At 36.2% G+C, this 18,748-nt stretch carries 7 protein-coding genes; all 7 read right to left on the bottom strand.

Annotation, left to right across the window (positions count from 1 at the left end):
• Positions 1-10: 10 nt before the first annotated feature.
• Positions 11-3,253 carry a glycosyl hydrolase gene (locus ABD963_RS11675; protein ID WP_345277158.1) on the bottom strand — a complete coding sequence of 1,081 codons (3,243 nt, stop codon included), beginning with the start codon at positions 3,251-3,253 and terminating at the stop codon, positions 11-13.
• On the bottom strand, positions 3,250-5,181 hold the full coding sequence (locus ABD963_RS11670) for a heparinase II/III domain-containing protein (protein ID WP_345277157.1): 1,932 nt from the start codon (positions 5,179-5,181) through the stop codon (positions 3,250-3,252). The genes ABD963_RS11675 and ABD963_RS11670 overlap by 4 nt, the downstream gene beginning before the upstream one ends.
• A 143-nt stretch (positions 5,182-5,324) precedes the next feature.
• Positions 5,325-7,706: an alpha-L-rhamnosidase-related protein gene (locus tag ABD963_RS11665; RefSeq protein ID WP_345277156.1), complete on the bottom strand. Its 2,382-nt coding sequence runs from the start codon at positions 7,704-7,706 to the stop codon at positions 5,325-5,327.
• A 427-nt stretch (positions 7,707-8,133) separates the two neighbouring features.
• Positions 8,134-10,047, bottom strand: a complete 1,914-nt coding sequence (locus ABD963_RS11660) for an ulvan lysase-like protein (protein ID WP_345277155.1) — start codon at positions 10,045-10,047, stop codon at positions 8,134-8,136.
• A gap of 142 nt (positions 10,048-10,189) precedes the next feature.
• Complete coding sequence (locus ABD963_RS11655; protein WP_345277154.1) at positions 10,190-11,743, bottom strand: T9SS type A sorting domain-containing protein; 1,554 nt, start codon at positions 11,741-11,743, stop codon at positions 10,190-10,192.
• 149 nt (positions 11,744-11,892) lie between these two features.
• Positions 11,893-15,084: a BNR-4 repeat-containing protein gene (locus tag ABD963_RS11650; protein WP_345277153.1), complete on the bottom strand. Its 3,192-nt coding sequence runs from the start codon at positions 15,082-15,084 to the stop codon at positions 11,893-11,895.
• 179 nt (positions 15,085-15,263) lie between these two features.
• Positions 15,264-18,734 (bottom strand): glycosyl hydrolase, encoded by a 3,471-nt coding sequence (locus ABD963_RS11645; RefSeq protein ID WP_345277152.1) that lies wholly within the window; start codon positions 18,732-18,734, stop codon positions 15,264-15,266.
• Positions 18,735-18,748: the final 14 nt, after the last annotated feature.

Raw genomic sequence — 18,748 nt, 5'->3', positions numbered from 1 at the left:
TATGCTAAATTTATAACTTATTTACCTCTATATTTAAAGGCCCTAATAACCCTGACTTTTGTAGTTTTGATTCTGGCGTAATATCATCGGTTTCCAACCAGGTATATTTTTCAGTTTCTGGTCGTTGTTTATCTTTAATCAATTGATTTCTCCATAGGTTAACCACTTCTATTTTCAAAATATTTTCTCCTGTTGTAATGGCTTCTGAGATGTTTAATCGATAGGGGGCCATCCAAACACCACCAATATTTTTTCCATTCAACGTAACCTTTGCCATTACCCCAATATTATTTAAATTGATGTAAATACTTTTATTCTCAGGCAGCACATCAATATTAAACGTTTTTGTGTACACTGCAGTTCCTGAGTAATATTTTGTTTGTTCGTTCTCTGACACTGACCAGTCTGTTAATTGATTAAAATTAATAGGATCTTTAGGACCAATATCTTTGTTCAGGAAATCTACTTTAAAATCCTCTTCTAAAGTTAACAAGGTTTTGTATTCTGGGAAGTTTGAAGTTTGAATTCCTATCTCATCTCTTTTTGATGATTCTGTGAATATGACAAACCAGCTTTGAGAACCTTCCAACACTAACGGTACTTTTATCCCCGTTTTAGTGATTTCATATTCGGGTAAATCTCTAATTTCTCCACTTACAGCATTCCACAATTGTGGTTTTAAATTTTTATCAGTTCTAAATACTGGTTCTATGTTTAGTTTATCATCACTTTGATTGGATATGAAATAAATATCCATCTCTGATGATTTACGGTGTGTCCATAAAACAGGTGCTTCTTCAGGTAAATCCACATCTTTAGCTAAATTTAAATTTTCAAAAACTTCTGATAATTCGTAGCCATCCCAAATTTTTCCTTTTCCGTAAGTTGCTTTCATTTTGCCATCAACATAACTACCACTCCACATTTTGTTGGCTAAGTCATTCACTTGGGTATCACAAATTGGATAATTTGCTAGACTTGGTGATTTTTCAGGTTTCTGCCCTAAAATTGTTCCTCCTTGTGCAACTAATTGTTCCAACTTTGCTAATAGTTCAGGACGCATGGTTTTAAAAGGAGGTAATACCATCACTTTATAAGACATCCCATCTGGCAATACAAAACGACCATCTTTTACGGTCAATCTATTAAGTATAACTTCTGCATTAATATAGTCATAAGAATAGCCTTTTGGAATTTCTGGTACGCGACCTCCTGTCATAATTGGCGCATCTTCACCAATAAAATAACATACATCGGCCACATATTTTCCTTGTTGTAATAAATGCTGACATCTTCGCAAATAATCAAAATACGTATCTGCCTGACTAAACCAGGTATTGTGGCGGTTAAACTCTGTACCAAACCAAGCATTCATCCCTGGTCTTCTAGTATCATCTGGTTGCTGAATATATAAATGCAATACAAAATGATTGATGCCTTCAGTTAATGCCCAATCGCCTCGTTTTTTTAGCATTTCAGGATGCCTTAAATACATCTTTCTTGAGGAAGTAAACGCTTCTGCTGATGTGATTGGTTTACCATAGGTATGCGCCGTTGAAGAGGATGCTTTACATTCGATATTTCCTAAAGTCCCTTCATTCCAAAACTCTCCCGATATTAAATCAGACTGTCCGCCATACATCATGAACTCTCCCGGAAAGCCCCAATGACCGTAATTCTCCAACCATGTTTGAAGATTGTGTTCATTACTTGCTTTTCGTAAAGCACCTACATATTCATAGGCAATATCGTCTGCAATGGAACGACGTAAATCCCATAGAAAACGTTCAGATTCTTCTACACTCCCTACAATTCTGCCCGAAAGCACTGGTAAATATTTAATGGGGTCGTAACCAAATTTTTCTTGAAACTTGACTTCGTAATTGTCTGTCCAGTTTTGAGAACCCATTTCATAACTATCGGCCACCACATATTTAAAAGCCGATTTGCTTTCTTCCGGAACGCGTTTTAGCAACTCACCTACAAAATTATCAAAATGGTATTGTACCAGTTCGCCATTCATTTTATCAATTTCATAACCTACACCTTGTGGTGCTGCTGGGGCATTTTTAGTACCTGTAGGAGACATACCAAAACGCATAATGGTCCATTTACCTTCAGGAGCTTCCCAATTTAAGTTTCCATTAACATCAATTTTATCACTAATATCAATTACCTCATCAGGAATTAATCTTGATTCATTGGCGGTTAATTCTGCTTGCTGATTAAAAATATAGGTATCCCAATCTGGCTTGGGAGTAGGGTGCATTTTACCTAATTGCTTTTCAATGTATTTCTCTAAAACAGGAGCTTCTGAAATGGTGATTTCGGCAAAACCATATCCACCACCACTTCTAAACATGCGAAAATTGGAACATTTCAATAAAAATTTATTGGCTTTCACCTTTGGAAAAACCGTGGCATAAGCCCCTTTTTTTATTGGACCAATATTGGCAGCCATTCTAAAACGATCAAAATGAAAGGTCTTTATAACTTCTTCTTTGCCGTTTAAAATAGCTGATAATTCTACATCACATTTAAAGGCCTGACTTGGCACAATTGAAATAGATTTTGCCTCAATAGCTTCCTCTAATTCAAAAGAGATCTCTAAGGGTTGGTTTCCTTTTGGTACAAATGATGTTTCAGATTCCAATATACCGTTAGTTAATTCTTTTACATCTACATCCTTCCAGTTTGCTTTTACTGTGGTAGGAATGTATTGGGTATTTCTTTTTTCAATCTCGGGAGATTTAAAGGCTAAAGTATGCGTATCTTGAAACTCCTCATTTGGTTGTTTTAACCTAATATTCACCAATTTACCACCTTCAACCATGGTTTCGCTAAAGGTTAAATAGCGCATAGCCTTTGCAGAATCTACCCATGGCCCACCACTTTGGCTCCATCCTGGGCAATTAAACACACCTATATCCACACCTATACGTTTGCCTTCAACCACCGCATGCACCATATGGCTCCACCAATCTTCACTAAGCATCGGTACTTTTCCGTCTTTTTGTGCCGGATTGATATTCCCAATTAACGCACCACCAATACCCGCTTTTTTCATGGCTTCTAAATCTTTGGTAATACCCTCCCTAGATATGTCATCGTTAATCCAGTACCAATAGCACCAAATGGTATTATCGTCGGTTGGATTGATGAAATTTGATTTAATGTTATTGAAATTTTGTGAGGTATGGCATGACCATAAGATTAATGATACTATGGACATTAACGTTACTATTTTTTTCATTTTATCTTTTTAATTTGAAACGTGTATTCACCTTCCGTTTGAAGTGTTATTGCATCAAATGACAATCTATATATATAATCACCCCAAACGTTGTTTAACTTTTTTTCATCAAGATAAATGGTTTCTATAGAAGGTTTTAGAAGATTTGAATTGTAATTAAGTTGCACTGTTTCGTCCTGAACTTTAAAAATAACTTTACCTGATGCTTCAATATTAACTTCACCCCAAGTCATAAAATTAATTTGATTTGGTGCTATTGTTTTTGATAAGGAAAATAGATCTTTTATAATTAGTTCATCTTCTTTTAATTGGCAACTGCGCACCCATGATTTTACACCTGCATCCTCCGGATAAGCTTTAGAAATATCTGTAGTAAAGGTCTTTTTGTTTTTATTAAAACGAGTATTGGTAGCTTTAAATTGCGCTCCCGGAAGTTGTGCAATTCCATTAATCAATGGCACATTGTGATAGTTACTTTGCATGGTCCAAATAGTATAACGATCTGGCCCAAAGGTTTTGGCGGTATAAGAACCTACTCCTGTATCAATAAATATGGGTGTGGCATTTACATAAAACATAAATGACCCAACATCATTATGGTTATGATTTTCTTGATTATACCCTCCTTTTGCAGCCAGAAAAAGACCTTCCTCATTACTCATAAAACAGTATTCTGTTTTAGGATACCAAGAATATACAGGAGTTTTAAAAACAGGTGTTGTATTTTCTAGTGCTTCAGATATGGTTGCATTTCTTAAGGCTCTATCAATATCTCTATTGTAAGCTATAGTGGTTTCTGGGTTTTGGCTTTTCAAATAAGCAGCAAATTGCATCATATCTGTACTTCCTACCGCTTTTCCAAAACCATAGATAAAATAAGGATTTCCTTTTGACTTTGCCGAGGCATCTGCAAAATTAACAACCCAACCATTACCAACATTGGCACGATAAATATATTCTGCCATGGCTTTTATTTCAGGTTTATTAAAAATGGAAATTTTACCACCAGTTAGTTTTTCTAACAAAGACAAGTAATCAAACATTTTTCCTGCGGCTACACCCCAATACCCAGGACCTTCATCGCAAGCACCATCCTTGTCCTCGTTAATAAACATATCTACCGATTGCATAGAACGGTATACTGCTTTAGCCAACTTCTCTTTATCGTTTTCGAGCAACATATAACATTGCAATACATTGGCATTACACCACGGATTCCAGTTGTTAACTTTCGGCTTTTTATCGGCATAGGGCGGAAGTGCAGTCCACCAATAATTCATATTCATGTAGGGTTCTAGAATACGTTTTTCTACTTCAAACTTTATGCGTTCTGAAATAAGTAGATTAACCTTATCAAACTCACTTTTAAAAAAGTAATACGCCCATGACAACATGGCTCCTGTTTGCGAAGAATATAAGCCAATCAAGTTTTCGTTTACATCGGGGAAATGGTTTTTAACTTCTTTGGCCGAAATTTTAAAGTGAGCCGATAGTACCCAAGACGTCATTTCGCAATTCATAAACACCCCATCAATGATCTGGTCTAAAAATCGTCCTTTACCTTCAGCCAATTCCGCCAAAAGTAACGCACTTAAAGCATCTTGATTATCAAAATAAGGATCTTGCATGGTTTGACGATTACCCGTTCGCGAATAATCGAGATAATTGGTGGCGCGTACTACCTTCCACTCATAATCTAAATAGGCTTCTCCGTTTTCAATCAAGCTTACTTTATGACTTCCCAATAACTTGTCCCACGCTTCGCGATTGCTGTAGTCTGGATAAATTACCCATTCCTGATTGATTACCAGCAAATCCTTTAGCTCTTCGGCTGTGCAAGACTTGGTCAAAAACTCTCGCTGTGCAAATGCCGAAAACTGAAATGCAAGACTAATACAAAGGAAAAAAATAGAAGATTTCTTTACCATTTAATTTAATGTTTCTTTTTATTTAATTATTATCTATTGTAAAGCATCAAAATTCCAATTTCTGACTTCAACTTTAAGATAAATAAAAATGTTTGTTTTTTAAATTTTAAAGTCATATTCTAAACTTATTCGTTTTCAAAAAACTATTTATATGTTGCTTTTATAAGCCAATTTTGCGATTTTAATCTAAACTTTAAAAATTTATCATCCTCAGACACCCCTGTATCCATTGTCTTGTTTGCTTTCCCTCTTTCCCACAACACAACATCATTAAACTCTACTTTACTAATTTCTTTTCCTGCCTTTGGTATACCAACAATCACCGTAGTTTCCCAAACATCAGGAGATTTCAAATTTAAAGTATATGTGCTATCCTTCTTTTCCATTTCAATTTTTATTTCACCCATTACTGTTGGAATAGTTTTTTCTAAATGATTAAAATGCACTAAAGTTGGCATAATTTGATACTCACTCCACCCCACTTTAGTAGGAGCAACTCCTGCTACATATTTTGATAATATGGTGTTTGAACCGTTCCAAGCATGATTGTAACTTCCCCCATTTGGAAATTTTTCATAAAGTGTAGTCATACCCTCTTTATCTACTTGACTTTGATATTGCTCTTTCATGCGCTGTAAAGAGGCTTCTGGACGTCCTGTTATAAACATGGCTTCTTCTGCCATCCATTCAAAATGCGGACTTGAAAACCGATTTGGAATTAACACATTATCTACAATTTGATTGTGATATTCAGGGTTTGCAATTCCTGAAATAATGGCTATAGCATTCGCTCTATCATCTTTAAATTTCTCTGGATTCGAGCTATAAAATCCATTTTTCCAAAATTCATTTTCATAAGCCGATTTCATAGAAGTCATGCGTTCATCATACCATTCTAAATGATCTTCTTTACCCAAAACTTTTGCCATTTTTTTAGCTTCTTTTAAAGCCAAATAATAAAATGCCATTTGTATGGGTTGCTCGTCTATGGTACCATTGACGCCCCAATCCAACCAGTTCCAAGAATCTGGACTTTTACTTTTTCTGTATTCTGGCAATCCATTTTCTTTCATTGGAAATAAATCCAAATACCTGTATAGAAATGGATAAGCAATTTCTAGTGTTTCTTTATCGCCGGTATTCAAATAATAGGGCCAAACTACTTGAGCTATAAACTGTAAGCTTTGACATACCAACTCACGCACACGTAATGGCCCTAAAGCTCCAATCACATCGTTTTCACTAAAATAAACGGTTTGTAAAATGGCCTTTTTTAAAAGTTTACGACCAGCATCATCCATTGCGTAAAACAAATACCCTGTTTGGTCGGCTACATCGCCAATCCATAAGGCACGCTCTCTATCTGGACAATCCATAAAATTATCGCGAGCACATACAAAAAGCGTATTATTTCCCATGTCCCACAAACGATTGTAAAATGGGTCGTCTATTTTAAAACTACCAGCCATTTCACCTACACTCATCCATCGGTATTTTAAAGCGTTTACTTTTACTCCTGCAGGAATGGTGTAGAGTACTTCATGCCCATTAAACCATGAAAAACTCTCGAAAGCTTGTTGACCGTCTTTAGTAATATAGGTGGCATTTATGCTGTTTCGATTGTTATCAGTTGTTATAAAAATGGTATCGCCTGCTTTGGCTTCAATTTCTAAATAGGGCGTTACTTGTTTATTAAAAGGCAGTTTCGCTTTTATAGTTGTACCATCACTAACAAAAGGCAATTTCAATTCCTCATGATTTGCATAATTCTGTAAACCATGATTTACTAATTTTGGCACAAAATTTTTCTCCAAATTATACCAAGGGGCATCTCCCAGTTTTCCTTTGCTAACTGCAAGAGGCCATTGGGAATCATTGTAATTTGGCATATACCAAGCTTTATTAGTCCAATCGTTCATTGGGTTTTGAGCATTGAATTTCACACTGTACTGCACCAACATTTTGCTTGCCGGTTCCATGGTATTATCATACCCAGGATGTTGAATAGCTTTCCAAGTGCTATCGGAAATAATGTGTTGATTCCCAATTTCCGAAGAAAATAACAATCCACCTTGGCCACTGTCAATATGTGTACCTTTGTGAGTTTCACGTCCCCAATACCACACTAAAATGGCAATGGTATTTTCTCCTTTTTTTAAATAAGGCTGAATATTTACAGTTTCATACCAGGAATTGGCTGGTGTTATTTTTTCTTTACGATTCCATGCTCCGGCTTGACTTGGACCGCGAGATAATCCCCCTTCAAAAAGCACCATGTCGCCATTAATCCATAACCAGAATTTACTGTCTACTGAAATATTTGCTTCAACAGTTTCTGGAATTTCATTTATAAAAATTGTTTTTCTAAAACTCATCCAAGTGTTAGATGGCCCATCTTCTTGTTGCCAAATCCACTGGGCATTTTCCCAATTTGGATTACTAGCAAATGCCGAAGCACTTATTGCTAATAAAAGAAATATAGTTGTGTTTTGTATAAATTGAATTGATTTAAGTTTTATTGACATTACAGATTCCTTGTGTATAATTCTTTTATTTGATTTAAAACGGAAAATTAACCAAAGTTTACATGATAGTTATCCTGTAATGTCATGGACGAAAATGACATTCTAACAAATTACACCTACCAGAAATTTTAATAAACTACCCAATTTTTTAATGTTACTGCCAATATGCCCAACGCCTATTGCACAATGGTGTGAAAATCCTTGTTTAGACCACTCGTTGATAAAGGCTTTAGCATCAATAGAAAAACGGTAACACATATTTATATTGCCAATATAATAGAAAATTCTAGAGAATTACTTTTAAACCGATAAATCTCAGAAGGAAAATCCCATTGAACTGGGATTCGAATCCGATGTTTATTTTAATCGTTTGCTTAAAAATAAAACTGGGCTAGCTGCAGGAAAATTTAGAAAATCGTCAAATTAATTAACTTATTGCAATGGTTATTTCTAACACCTCGTTCTCACCAAAAAAGATTTCAAATGGTAGAGCCTCTACACCTGGCACCATATTAAATGTTCTTTTACCTTCAAGTGCTTTCATATTGATTGGTGAATTTGCCTTGATGGTAACTAACCCCTCTGGTTTTTGAATGGTGATTTCGGTGTCACTTATATTTGAAACAACCTCATGATTAGGCGAGATAATTGGCAATACAAAAGCCGTTGGCACTGTTATCACTTTATCGGATTTTATAATAATTTTCGTTTCATCAACACTACATTTATAAGCAATATCAAAATTTGAAGCCGTATTATTTACTAATGCTCTATCACTATTTTTAAGCTGCACATTTGCCATCAAATTTATTTCTCCGTTGGCATCTTGAGAGGTAACTGTTGCCGGTAAATCGTATAAATTGGTGTACCAAACATCATCTCTAAATGTTTCTATGCGAGGTGTTAAGCAAACATCTTTTCCTGGCTGTGGTTGTTGATTGTTTTTTTCAACCATTTCATATTTTGCCATACTGGCAGCACAAAGCAAGCCCACTTTATTGTGATACAATACACCTAAGGCTCCACCAGACGCCTGGCGAAAATCTTCTTTGTAATGGTACTCTGCATCATAAGCACTTACTGTTCCTCTCCAATCGCCTCTGGCAAATAAAAAGACATCTAAATCTTTAAAGTGTTTTACCCCATCTGCGGTAGCTCTTGGTAAACTAGCGTTTGTATTAATTTCTGGTAAGTGATCCCAATGATCTAATAATGCTGTTAATGGTTTAGCATGTGTAAACGTATGATGCACGCAAGGAGGAATTCCAGCAGACACATAATGCGGCCCTCCATGAATCAAACCATCTGCCGTACAACGTTGTAACAATTCAGTGTTTTTTACGGCTGCCGTACCAAAAGCGGGATTAATATGCGCCATCATTCCGAATGCGGGTTGACTGCCATCACACGTTCTACTACCCCAATACGTCCATTTGTACATGCGGTTACCCCAACTATTGTCCCATCCACCATCGGGCATCATAAACTCTAAATGGCTATTCAAAGATTTGGTTAGAATTCGCAATAAATCTTCATCTTTTTCTTTCAGGGCATACATGACCAAACTGTTCAAAGTTTCTTCTACGTTATACCCTAAATCTACCCCATGCAATCCTTTTTCACTAAGCTTCTTTGAATCCGGCTTACATTCGCCAAAAAGCAACCCTTCATTAGTTGTAAAATAAGCCTTTACCTCTGATGCTAATGTTTTACTCTTTAACTTAAAATCCTCTCTTTTTACAACATCGCCTATAAAATTTAATCCGTAAACTGCTGTTCCAGGGTAATTGATGTTCGTAAAATCGATGGTAAAGGTGTCGTGAATGTATTGTCCTGCTTTTTCAAGGCGATTCGTCCAAGCAACCCTTATTTCTTTATCTAAAATATGCCCATGATAATGTAAAGCTTCAGCCAATGCAATAGCTCCAAAAACCGTAATGCCTTTCCAAGACTTTGGATTTTGAATTACGGTCCAACTTCCATCCTCTTGAGACACATTATTTTCCGCCCAAAGCATCACTAATTTTGCGCCTTCTAAATATTTTTTATCTCCAGTAGTGTCTGCCATAAATAAAAAAGGATACACAGCATCCATACATCTGCCATGAATATGACTGCATGAAGGACAACCTAACGCGCCATGTTCATTTAAATTCGAAGGATTGTTAATTTGGACCTTTAACATCCCATCGCACCAATCTTTTAAAAGACCTGAAATTAAATTTTTAAATTCCAGAGAATGTTTTGGATGATTTTCGCATGAATTTAAAATTCCCGATATGGGAAGTGTAAGTCCTACTCCAGCTAAGGTTGATAATTGTATAAAGTTGCGTCTTTGCATTTTAAAAATCCTATTGATTATATGTTTTGGAAAGTAACCAAAATTGATTTTAAATCTATCCTGTTTTGTCCTGAACCTATCAAAAAAAAAGCCAGAACGTATATTCTGGCTAAATTCTTGGCTATAGTTAGCTATTAACCTATTATTTTATGACTAATTTAGAATAATGAACTTTGTTTTCTTCTGTTACAACCTTAATCAAGTATACACCATTCATTAATCTCCCTTGGTTCTCTACTTCAACAAAACCATTCGTAGAGGTAGTTTGATACACTTCTTTACCTAGTAAATTATAAATTTTAATATTAGAATTTGTCTTATCATTTAATGCTATTGTAAAATTCTCTTTTGCAGGGTTAGGATATACCCTTAATGATGAAGTAAGGAATTCATTTTCAAGAGTACTTAGCGTTACACTCGTAGGAATAGCTTGCCAAACACTTCTAGTATCAGTTTCAGGGACTGAAGCATGGGTTACACTTCCATTTGTTTCATGGTACAGGAATCGACTAGAATTAGACTCAAATCTATAGGTATCCTCTAATTCGTCATAATGAATAGTCCAAGACTTATCAGCATCTGTTGAAGACTCAAAACCCGTGCTCAAAACTACATAAGGACCTCCTGGCCCTCCTGAACCAGGGGCGCGTAGAATGCCAATTCCATTAGCTTCATTATTAATATTTATAAAAGAGCCACTTTCAACAAAAGTCCAATGCGTGTTTTGAGGCTCACCTGAATCTGTCATAGTAACTGGTGTTCCACTTGATCCCACAGCTGTTAAGAATTTCCCTGTAGCCACATTTCTTAATCTATATATTTCATCCGCAGGATTCGACCCACCACCATCTATGACTTGTGCCTTTTGGTAAATGGTATTAGTCCATCTAATCTGTGCTCTACCTCCTTTAACACGGTACGCACCGTATCTAATTCCAGACTCGGTACCTCTTTCTGGTTCTGGAATATTCCAATTAAAAACGTCTCCGCCTATAACGGCATCACAATAATGAATTTTTTTGGTGACATCGTTAGGATCTTCTCTAAAACCTACTTCTAATTCGAAATCTATCTCGGCATCTTTAGCTACATTTTTGAGAAACACAATTTCCCGTCCGCTGCCTTCGCCACCTCTAACTAAAATACGTTCTGCATAAATATCAAAAGACACCTGATTACTTGCATTTGCTCCTGAACCGTAAACAGGCTTCGCTAAATACAAACAGATAGCTGGATCTGGCGATCCACCCCCGCCCGTGTGCTTTCCTTTGGCCTGAGCTATGTAAGTACCATCACTACCTGTACCTGCTGTATCACCTACTTCAAGAATCCTAAAAGTTCCTGTGAATCTTGCAAAACTTCCCACACCTGTTTCTCTAGATCTACTCAAAGAGCGTTCTATCCTTGGTTGTAAGGTGGTATCAAATTTATTAGAACCGTCCGTAATATTATATACACCCCAAGTTTTTCCATATACAATACTTTCTTTGTAGTTTGCATAACAACTGCGATCATCAATAGTGCCTACATTTACAGGGTTTGGTAAATCATTTGATGTTCTAGTTGCATTTTCGCCATCTGGGTTACAAGTTGTGTAAGCACCAGTATCTTCATCAGGGGCGGTTTGCGCCGTTAAAAAAAGTGAAAAGAGCGTAAAACCGTAAAATAGAATGGATTTAAAAATAATTTTTCTCATAGCTGTTTTTTTTGTTGTTGTTATTCTTAGTTTTCAAGCAAATAACTCATAAAGATATCCCATTAGCCTTGGAAGACTGAGCTAAGATAAAGAATCGAGTGTTTCATAAAATACTCTACTGCAAAAATAATTGCAAGCATAGGATGATATTATTTTATCATCAATTTAGTATGAAATACCCTGTTGGTTTCCTTGTCTTCAATCTTTATAAGATAAAGTCCTGAATTAAACATTTGATCTGTTTTAATTTCTACATTATTATCGTTAGTCTCCTTTTGGTAAATTAGTTTACCTAGAACATTATATATTTTTACTTTGGCAACAGACACCTTGTTTAGGGCTATCGTAAAACTGTCTTTTGCTGGATTAGGATATACTTTTACTGCTGAAAGAATCGCATCAGTTTTCTTCACATTTAGTAAGGGGCCTCCACTCCCAATTATTTGCCATTTACTTCTATCGTCTGTTTCATCAACAATAAAATTATAACAATTTCCATCTGTTTCATGATATAAAAACCTCCCAGTGCTTTTGGCCTCAAATCTGTATGTATCCTCAAATTCATCATAATGAATGGTCCATATTTTATCTGGATGCCCCGTTGTAGCAGGAGGTGCTACACCTGTACTCACTACCAAATAAGCCCCTTGTGCAAAACCACCGCCAGTAGCACGTAATATACCATTGAGTTGGCTATCTATATTATAATAATCAGTTCCCTCATAATTTACTTGCACAAAAGTCCATTTTCTATCTTGCGTATTTCCTGAGTCATGCATAATAATAGGCTGACCACTTGAACTGTTAGCTCCAAGATATTTTCCAGTGGCAACATTTACCAATTGATACACCCCTTCAGCATCACCAGTTCCACCGCCGCTACCAGTGGAAGAAATTTTCATTTTATCAAAATTGAAACCACCAACCTCTCCAACAATTTTAATATTCTGTACCCCTGCCTGAAGTATAACATTGGTTTTAGTACCTTTAAAAACCGTTAAACTTGATGTTGTAGTAAGCGCAACCGAAGACAAAACAGAAGTTCCATTCATAATCTTTAATTTTTTAGTAGAACCCGGTGAGGCTGCAAACACTTCTATTTCGTAAGTGCCATTTGTAGGCACATTGACAGTGTACTCTGCAAAATCGTTCGCCTCCCAAGCATTTAGGTAAAACACCGTATTGCTCCATCTTGTAACACTTACTCCACTTTTTGAGGTATAATGTTCTGCCTCTATTGTTGAAGGCACTTGATGAATTTTAGGATTTACTGTTATAGTTCTTGAAGCTTCCGCTGATGTAAAATAATCGTTACCGGCATCTGAAACCGTAATGGTAGCTGTACCCGCACCTAAAATTTGACGCACCTGATCATCCCAAACCACAGCTACTTGATTATTGGGGCACAGGAATCTAAAATTCGCGTCAGGATTATTACTTGTTGCCACTAAATTGAACGCAGCATCACCTGAGGTCACTGTTGGTATAGCTTGAAAATTAATAACTTGCTGACGTATGGGCACTGTATATTGATGACTAACTATTGGTGCTGCATTATAAGTGTCATCACCTTGCTGTAAAGCATTTATTGTTGTTGTACCTGCACGTTTTACTTGTATTTTTCCATCTACCATAATAGCTACCTCGGTATTTGTACTTTCATATTGAACAGGTAAACCTGAGCTCGCAGTAGCATTTAAAGTTTGATCTGGGTTACCCCAAGTATAGGTATTGGGAGATAAATTGAAGGTAATACTTTGATTGGATTTGGTTGCATTAGCATTTACAACTAAGGTTTGCGATACTTCTGGTGCCGCATCAAATGTACCGTTACCGTTCTGGCTTGCAATAATATAACAAGAGCCTACGCCCATAATTTGCACTTCATTTCCGTTAACTATTCTCGCAATATTGGTGTTTGAAGACGTATAATCCACAGGTAATCCTGAACTTGCAGTTGCATTTAAAACAAAATTAGGGTCGCCCTCTGTTTTTTGAGAAAGAGCCCCAAAAGCAATGGTTTGGGGTACATATTCTTCTTTTTGAATTTGAAACACAAAACAATGAATTGGTACTTTATCACTATTTACAGCCTCACTAAATACCACGACAATAGTACCATCATCCATTACGGTTATACTTTTTCTATCATTAAACCCTACATTAATTCTATAATCCTCTCGCCAGGAATAAGTACCTGCCAATGCACTTGTTACCACAAAATTACCTCCGGATAAATTGAATTTATACATACGGTTTCCATAAAATATCCCTAAAGAACCCTTATTTCTATCCTCCGTAAACTCCTCATCGTTTTGTGTTCTTAGGTAATTATAGGGATTTGTTCCTTTCGGGTTTATATACATATAAATATCGTTTTTAGGAGAAATTGCTAATTGCGGACCTCCTGCCCAACCGGCATCATCAGGAACGCTTCTGGGATCAGCTATTAAAAATGGACGATGATCAATTACTGGTAAATCGTAACTTCTTCCATCTACCGTAGTTGCCTTATCGTTCATTCTATCCCCTAGTTCCATTACATAAACACCTTCATTTAACTTTGTTGGTGATTCTGCCCAACGTGGTGAATAGGCATAATAAAACTTGCCGTTAAGGTAGTACGCACTACCGTAACTAAAACCTCTCTCGCCTTGAGTCACCTCATTACCTCTGCCTTTAATAATAGTAACCTCTTGAGACCATGTATTGCCATCATAATACGTCATGATTATATCTCCTCCTACTGCGGAACCCAGACGTCTTTCAAAATACATTTCCCCCAAATCGTTATTAAATAAATCTGGATAGGTTACACTTGTTATTTTGTTTCCTGGGATTAAATAATCTTGTTGTGGCAAAAAATTAGCTGCAATAAAATCTTCATCTGGACCAAAAGCTATATTCTTTTTCGACCTTATATAATTTAAATCCTCATTATGATGATCGAACATTAAGTGAATCGTACCGTCAATAGGGCAAATACCAATATTGGTCGTTAAATGTGTATCGCCTTTTCCACCTACCAAACTTAACTTAGCTGGTAACTCAACGTGCACCCAATTACCTTCACCTATTTTTTTTCTTGAGACCATTAAGGTGCGGTCTGCCCACCCACCACGATACCAGGTATAAAACACATACCCATTGGATACTTTCAAGCAATTGCCATGTGGATTGATACTTGCGCCATAATGATATGGTTTTGGGTCATCGGCTTTCCAAAAATAAAATGCTTCATTAGTAACCATAGTATTTTCTAGAAAATTGACTTGTGCTTTTACAAAAATTGAAGACAACAGCATTAGGGAAAACAGTATTATCTTAATAGGTCCTTTCATATTGGTCTTATATAGTTCTTAAAATGTTTTAAAAAAAGATAAACATAAATGAACCTTGTTATATCGGCATCATGAACTATCCTGACATCTTGATAAAAAGCACAATTTTTCGATTAAAAAACAAGATAACTTAAAATAATAAACAACTAAGAAAATATTATTTAACCAAAACGTAAAAATCAAGCAACCATTCTTAATACAACTGGGCCAATTAAACCTGAAGGCTCTAATTCTGTTTCATCAGATTTTGGTCCTGCTGTAGTCCAGGTCTTTTTTGCACCTTTTGGTCGGGAGTTATCAAAAATTAATTGATTACGCCAAGTATTAGTTACTTTAATTTCAAGGGTATTTTCCCCTTTATTAATGTGATTACTTATATCAAACCTGAAAGGTGGTGCCCATTTCACCCCAACTTTTTCCCCATTACACCACAACTCTGCGATATTGGCAACCTCGCCCAAATCTAAAAAAGTTTGCTTACCAACTTCTTCAATATTAATAGTTTTCAAATATCTAGTTGTTCCAGAATAATGCCTTATGGCATCGTTTTCAAAATCTGTTAAAGATTTTAACTCCGAAACATCTACAGTTTGTGGTGTATCCCATCCTTCTTCAAAAGCTAAGTTCCAATTATTTTGAAGTGATTCTTCATGAATTTTTATGGTCTTTTTAATCACTTTTCCATTTTGATGAAACTCATAGTCTCCTGAAGTTAATGCCAAAAATTCATCATTTTGAAACGTTATTTGAACATCGTCTTCTTCTAAAAACTCTTTGAGCCAACCTGTTTCTGTATCTAAAATTACAGCGCCATCTTTAATTATTTTTGAAGCTAGTGGTTGATTATTTTCTTTTGAAAAAACAATGATAGCACTTCCATTTGAAGGTAAAGATAAAGCTACATTAGTTCTGCCATTAAGCTCTTTCCAGATTTTAGCATCTTGTTGATACCCTGTGAACGCATCCCATATTTGAGGCGTTCTGTTTGATACTCTAAAGCTTAAAGATACACTAACAGGATTATCATCTTTTGAAGCCACAAAATACATGTCGGTATCTTTAGTTTCACGATGTATCCAATTGATATTTACGTCCTCAGGTACAATCACATCTTTTGTTATTTCTTCTTCGTGTAAAACGGCTTCTAAAGTTTTACCCCAATACACACGGCCTTTACCTACTTGCTTGACACCACTTTTTGTGTCATCCCAAAGCAAATCAGAAATAGTAAGTAATTCTTTTACATCATTTTCATCATCCATTAAACTTGGCGAATCTTTGGGTTTATCTCCTAAAATTACTGCGCCATTTTCAACCAACTCCTTTAGTTTTTGAGCGGTTGAAAGCAACATATTCTTAGAATCTCGTAATTGGATAACTTTGTAATCACCACCATTTTCAACATGAATTTTCCCGTTATACATACTTAGTTTTTCTTGAAGAATCTCGGCATTCAAGTAATCAAAACGGTAACCTTTCGGAAAATGGTCTAAATCAAACGGCGGACGCTCATAATGGTCGCCATAATACCAAAGTACATCGGCTACATATTCACCTTGTTGCAACATGTATTGATTTCTGCTTAAATAATCCACCCAATCGGGCATATATTGCCACCATGTTTGCTCTCTAACTAATGGAAAACCAATATGCCCTCCAAAACTAGAACCAGGATATACATTGGTTTGCGGGGTATGCGAAAACGTATGAAAAACCAAATGATTAACACCTTTGGCAAAATTATAATCGATTAAATACTTAACAGAAAACGGATGTTCATTCCATTTTACCCCAATCTGCGTGCAAGCCTCAGCAGCCAAAACAGGTTTATTATACAAATGGGTAGCAGAAGCCGCATTAAAAATAGGTTTTGCATATTCATTTTGATCAGAAGGCGCTTTTGGATACCAAAACTCCGTCATCGGGATATCACTTACACCATAATAACGCATGGGGTCTATAGGCAGCACTTCTCCTCCTGCACCTTCGGTATATACCTCGGCTCCCATTTCGTGTGCTATCGTTGCAAAATGTTTAAAGAAATTATCAATAAACACTTCATCCATGGTATGACGTAAATCTCTTAAAAATTTTGTAGTGGTTTCTTTACTATCCACCACATACCCCATAGTAGCTGGCAAATAGGTTTTCATGCTGTAGCCACGCCGTGTTTCAAATTCTGTAAATAAATCTTCTGAATTCATGGTCCATGTAGGCACATGACTTTCCCAACTATCTATTAATAGACCATGCAATTTTCCATTGCCTATTGGGCCGCCATCTTTTATTAAGTTGCCTATCATCCCCTTTCGTAAATGATTTTCAATAGTAATTTTATCAAGTTTACTCGATTCCCAACCTGTTGCTTCTGGAACTGCCGGCTTGTTGGTTAAACGCATATTAATATGTCCAAAACGTACGATGGTCCAATTCCCTTCTGGAACCTCCCAGGTTAACTGCCCTTCAGCTGTCAGTTTATCTGTGAGATTTACAATTGCATTTGATTTAATTATCACACTTTCTGAATAATTAATATCCACATCCTTTTCTAATCGGCGCAGTACTTTTGCTGCCTTGGCTTCATGGTTATGGAATTTTGGTTTAGAACTCAACCTGATAAACTCCGGAGCTATGACATGATCTCCTTCAAAAGTCAATACGAATTGGTTTGAGGTAGTTTCAGGAATACTCAGGGTAAGATGTTTACGCCTATCATTCCAATTTGCATCAGGTATTTTAACCGTAGTTATGGTTTTTAACACGCCATTAATTAAGGCTTCAATTTTAATATTTACCTTTATTTGTGGGTACTCTGTTCCCATTACCATATGCCTTGTTTGTGGAAATGTAAGCGAGCGCAAAGTAACAGGGGCATCAAACGCCACTTTAACCCAAGCATCATTGTTATTTACTTTGGAAATACCATTAGCCCTGTAGACCTCTAATGGCTTATTTAATTGCGTTGTAGTTCGTGTGACAGTAAGTTTAGAGTTGGGATTAAAAATGTCTGCCCAAGGAACAATTGTATTATTCGTTTCAATGTTTAAAGGATTTAAGAGCTCTAAATCATCACCATCCACAGTTGGAAATGCCAAAAGTTGAATGTCTTTATAATCATAATCTGGTGTATGGTACAGGGAATCTATTTCCAAAACCTCATTAAAGGTTTTGTTTCCTATCACATGATAAACCGTTTCTACAACTTCACGTTGTGCCTCTTCCACGGGTACCCATGGTCCACCTGTCATGGACCACCCTGGGCAATTTTGCATGGTGAATTTTAACCCTAAGCGTTTACATTCATCGGCCGCATGACGAATCATATCTTCCCACTCGGGTGATAAAATTTTAATGGGTTCTACATTGGGATAAGGCCCTCCGGCCTTGTTAAATAAATGGATACCTTGTAATCCTGCAGCCTTTATCGCCTCTAAATCTAGCGTTAAGCCTTCTTTTGAAATATTATTGCCCATTAAATGAAACCAGGTTTCGGGCCTATATTTTAAAGATGGTGATTTAAAATTTTCTGATAGCTCTTTAAAACTTGGGGAATCGTTATTTTTTGATGATTCCTCATTTGAAGTATTACAACTAAAGATAAGTAGTTGAATTATTGCTAAAAAATATAAATAGACTTTTTGGATGTTCACCTTAAAAAAATTAA

It is taken from the genome of Litoribaculum gwangyangense, from assembly GCF_039543505.1.
Lineage (GTDB): Bacteria > Bacteroidota > Bacteroidia > Flavobacteriales > Flavobacteriaceae > Litoribaculum > Litoribaculum gwangyangense.
Note: the sequence above shows the minus strand (reverse complement) of the source record. Positions and strands in the feature narration are given on the sequence as shown.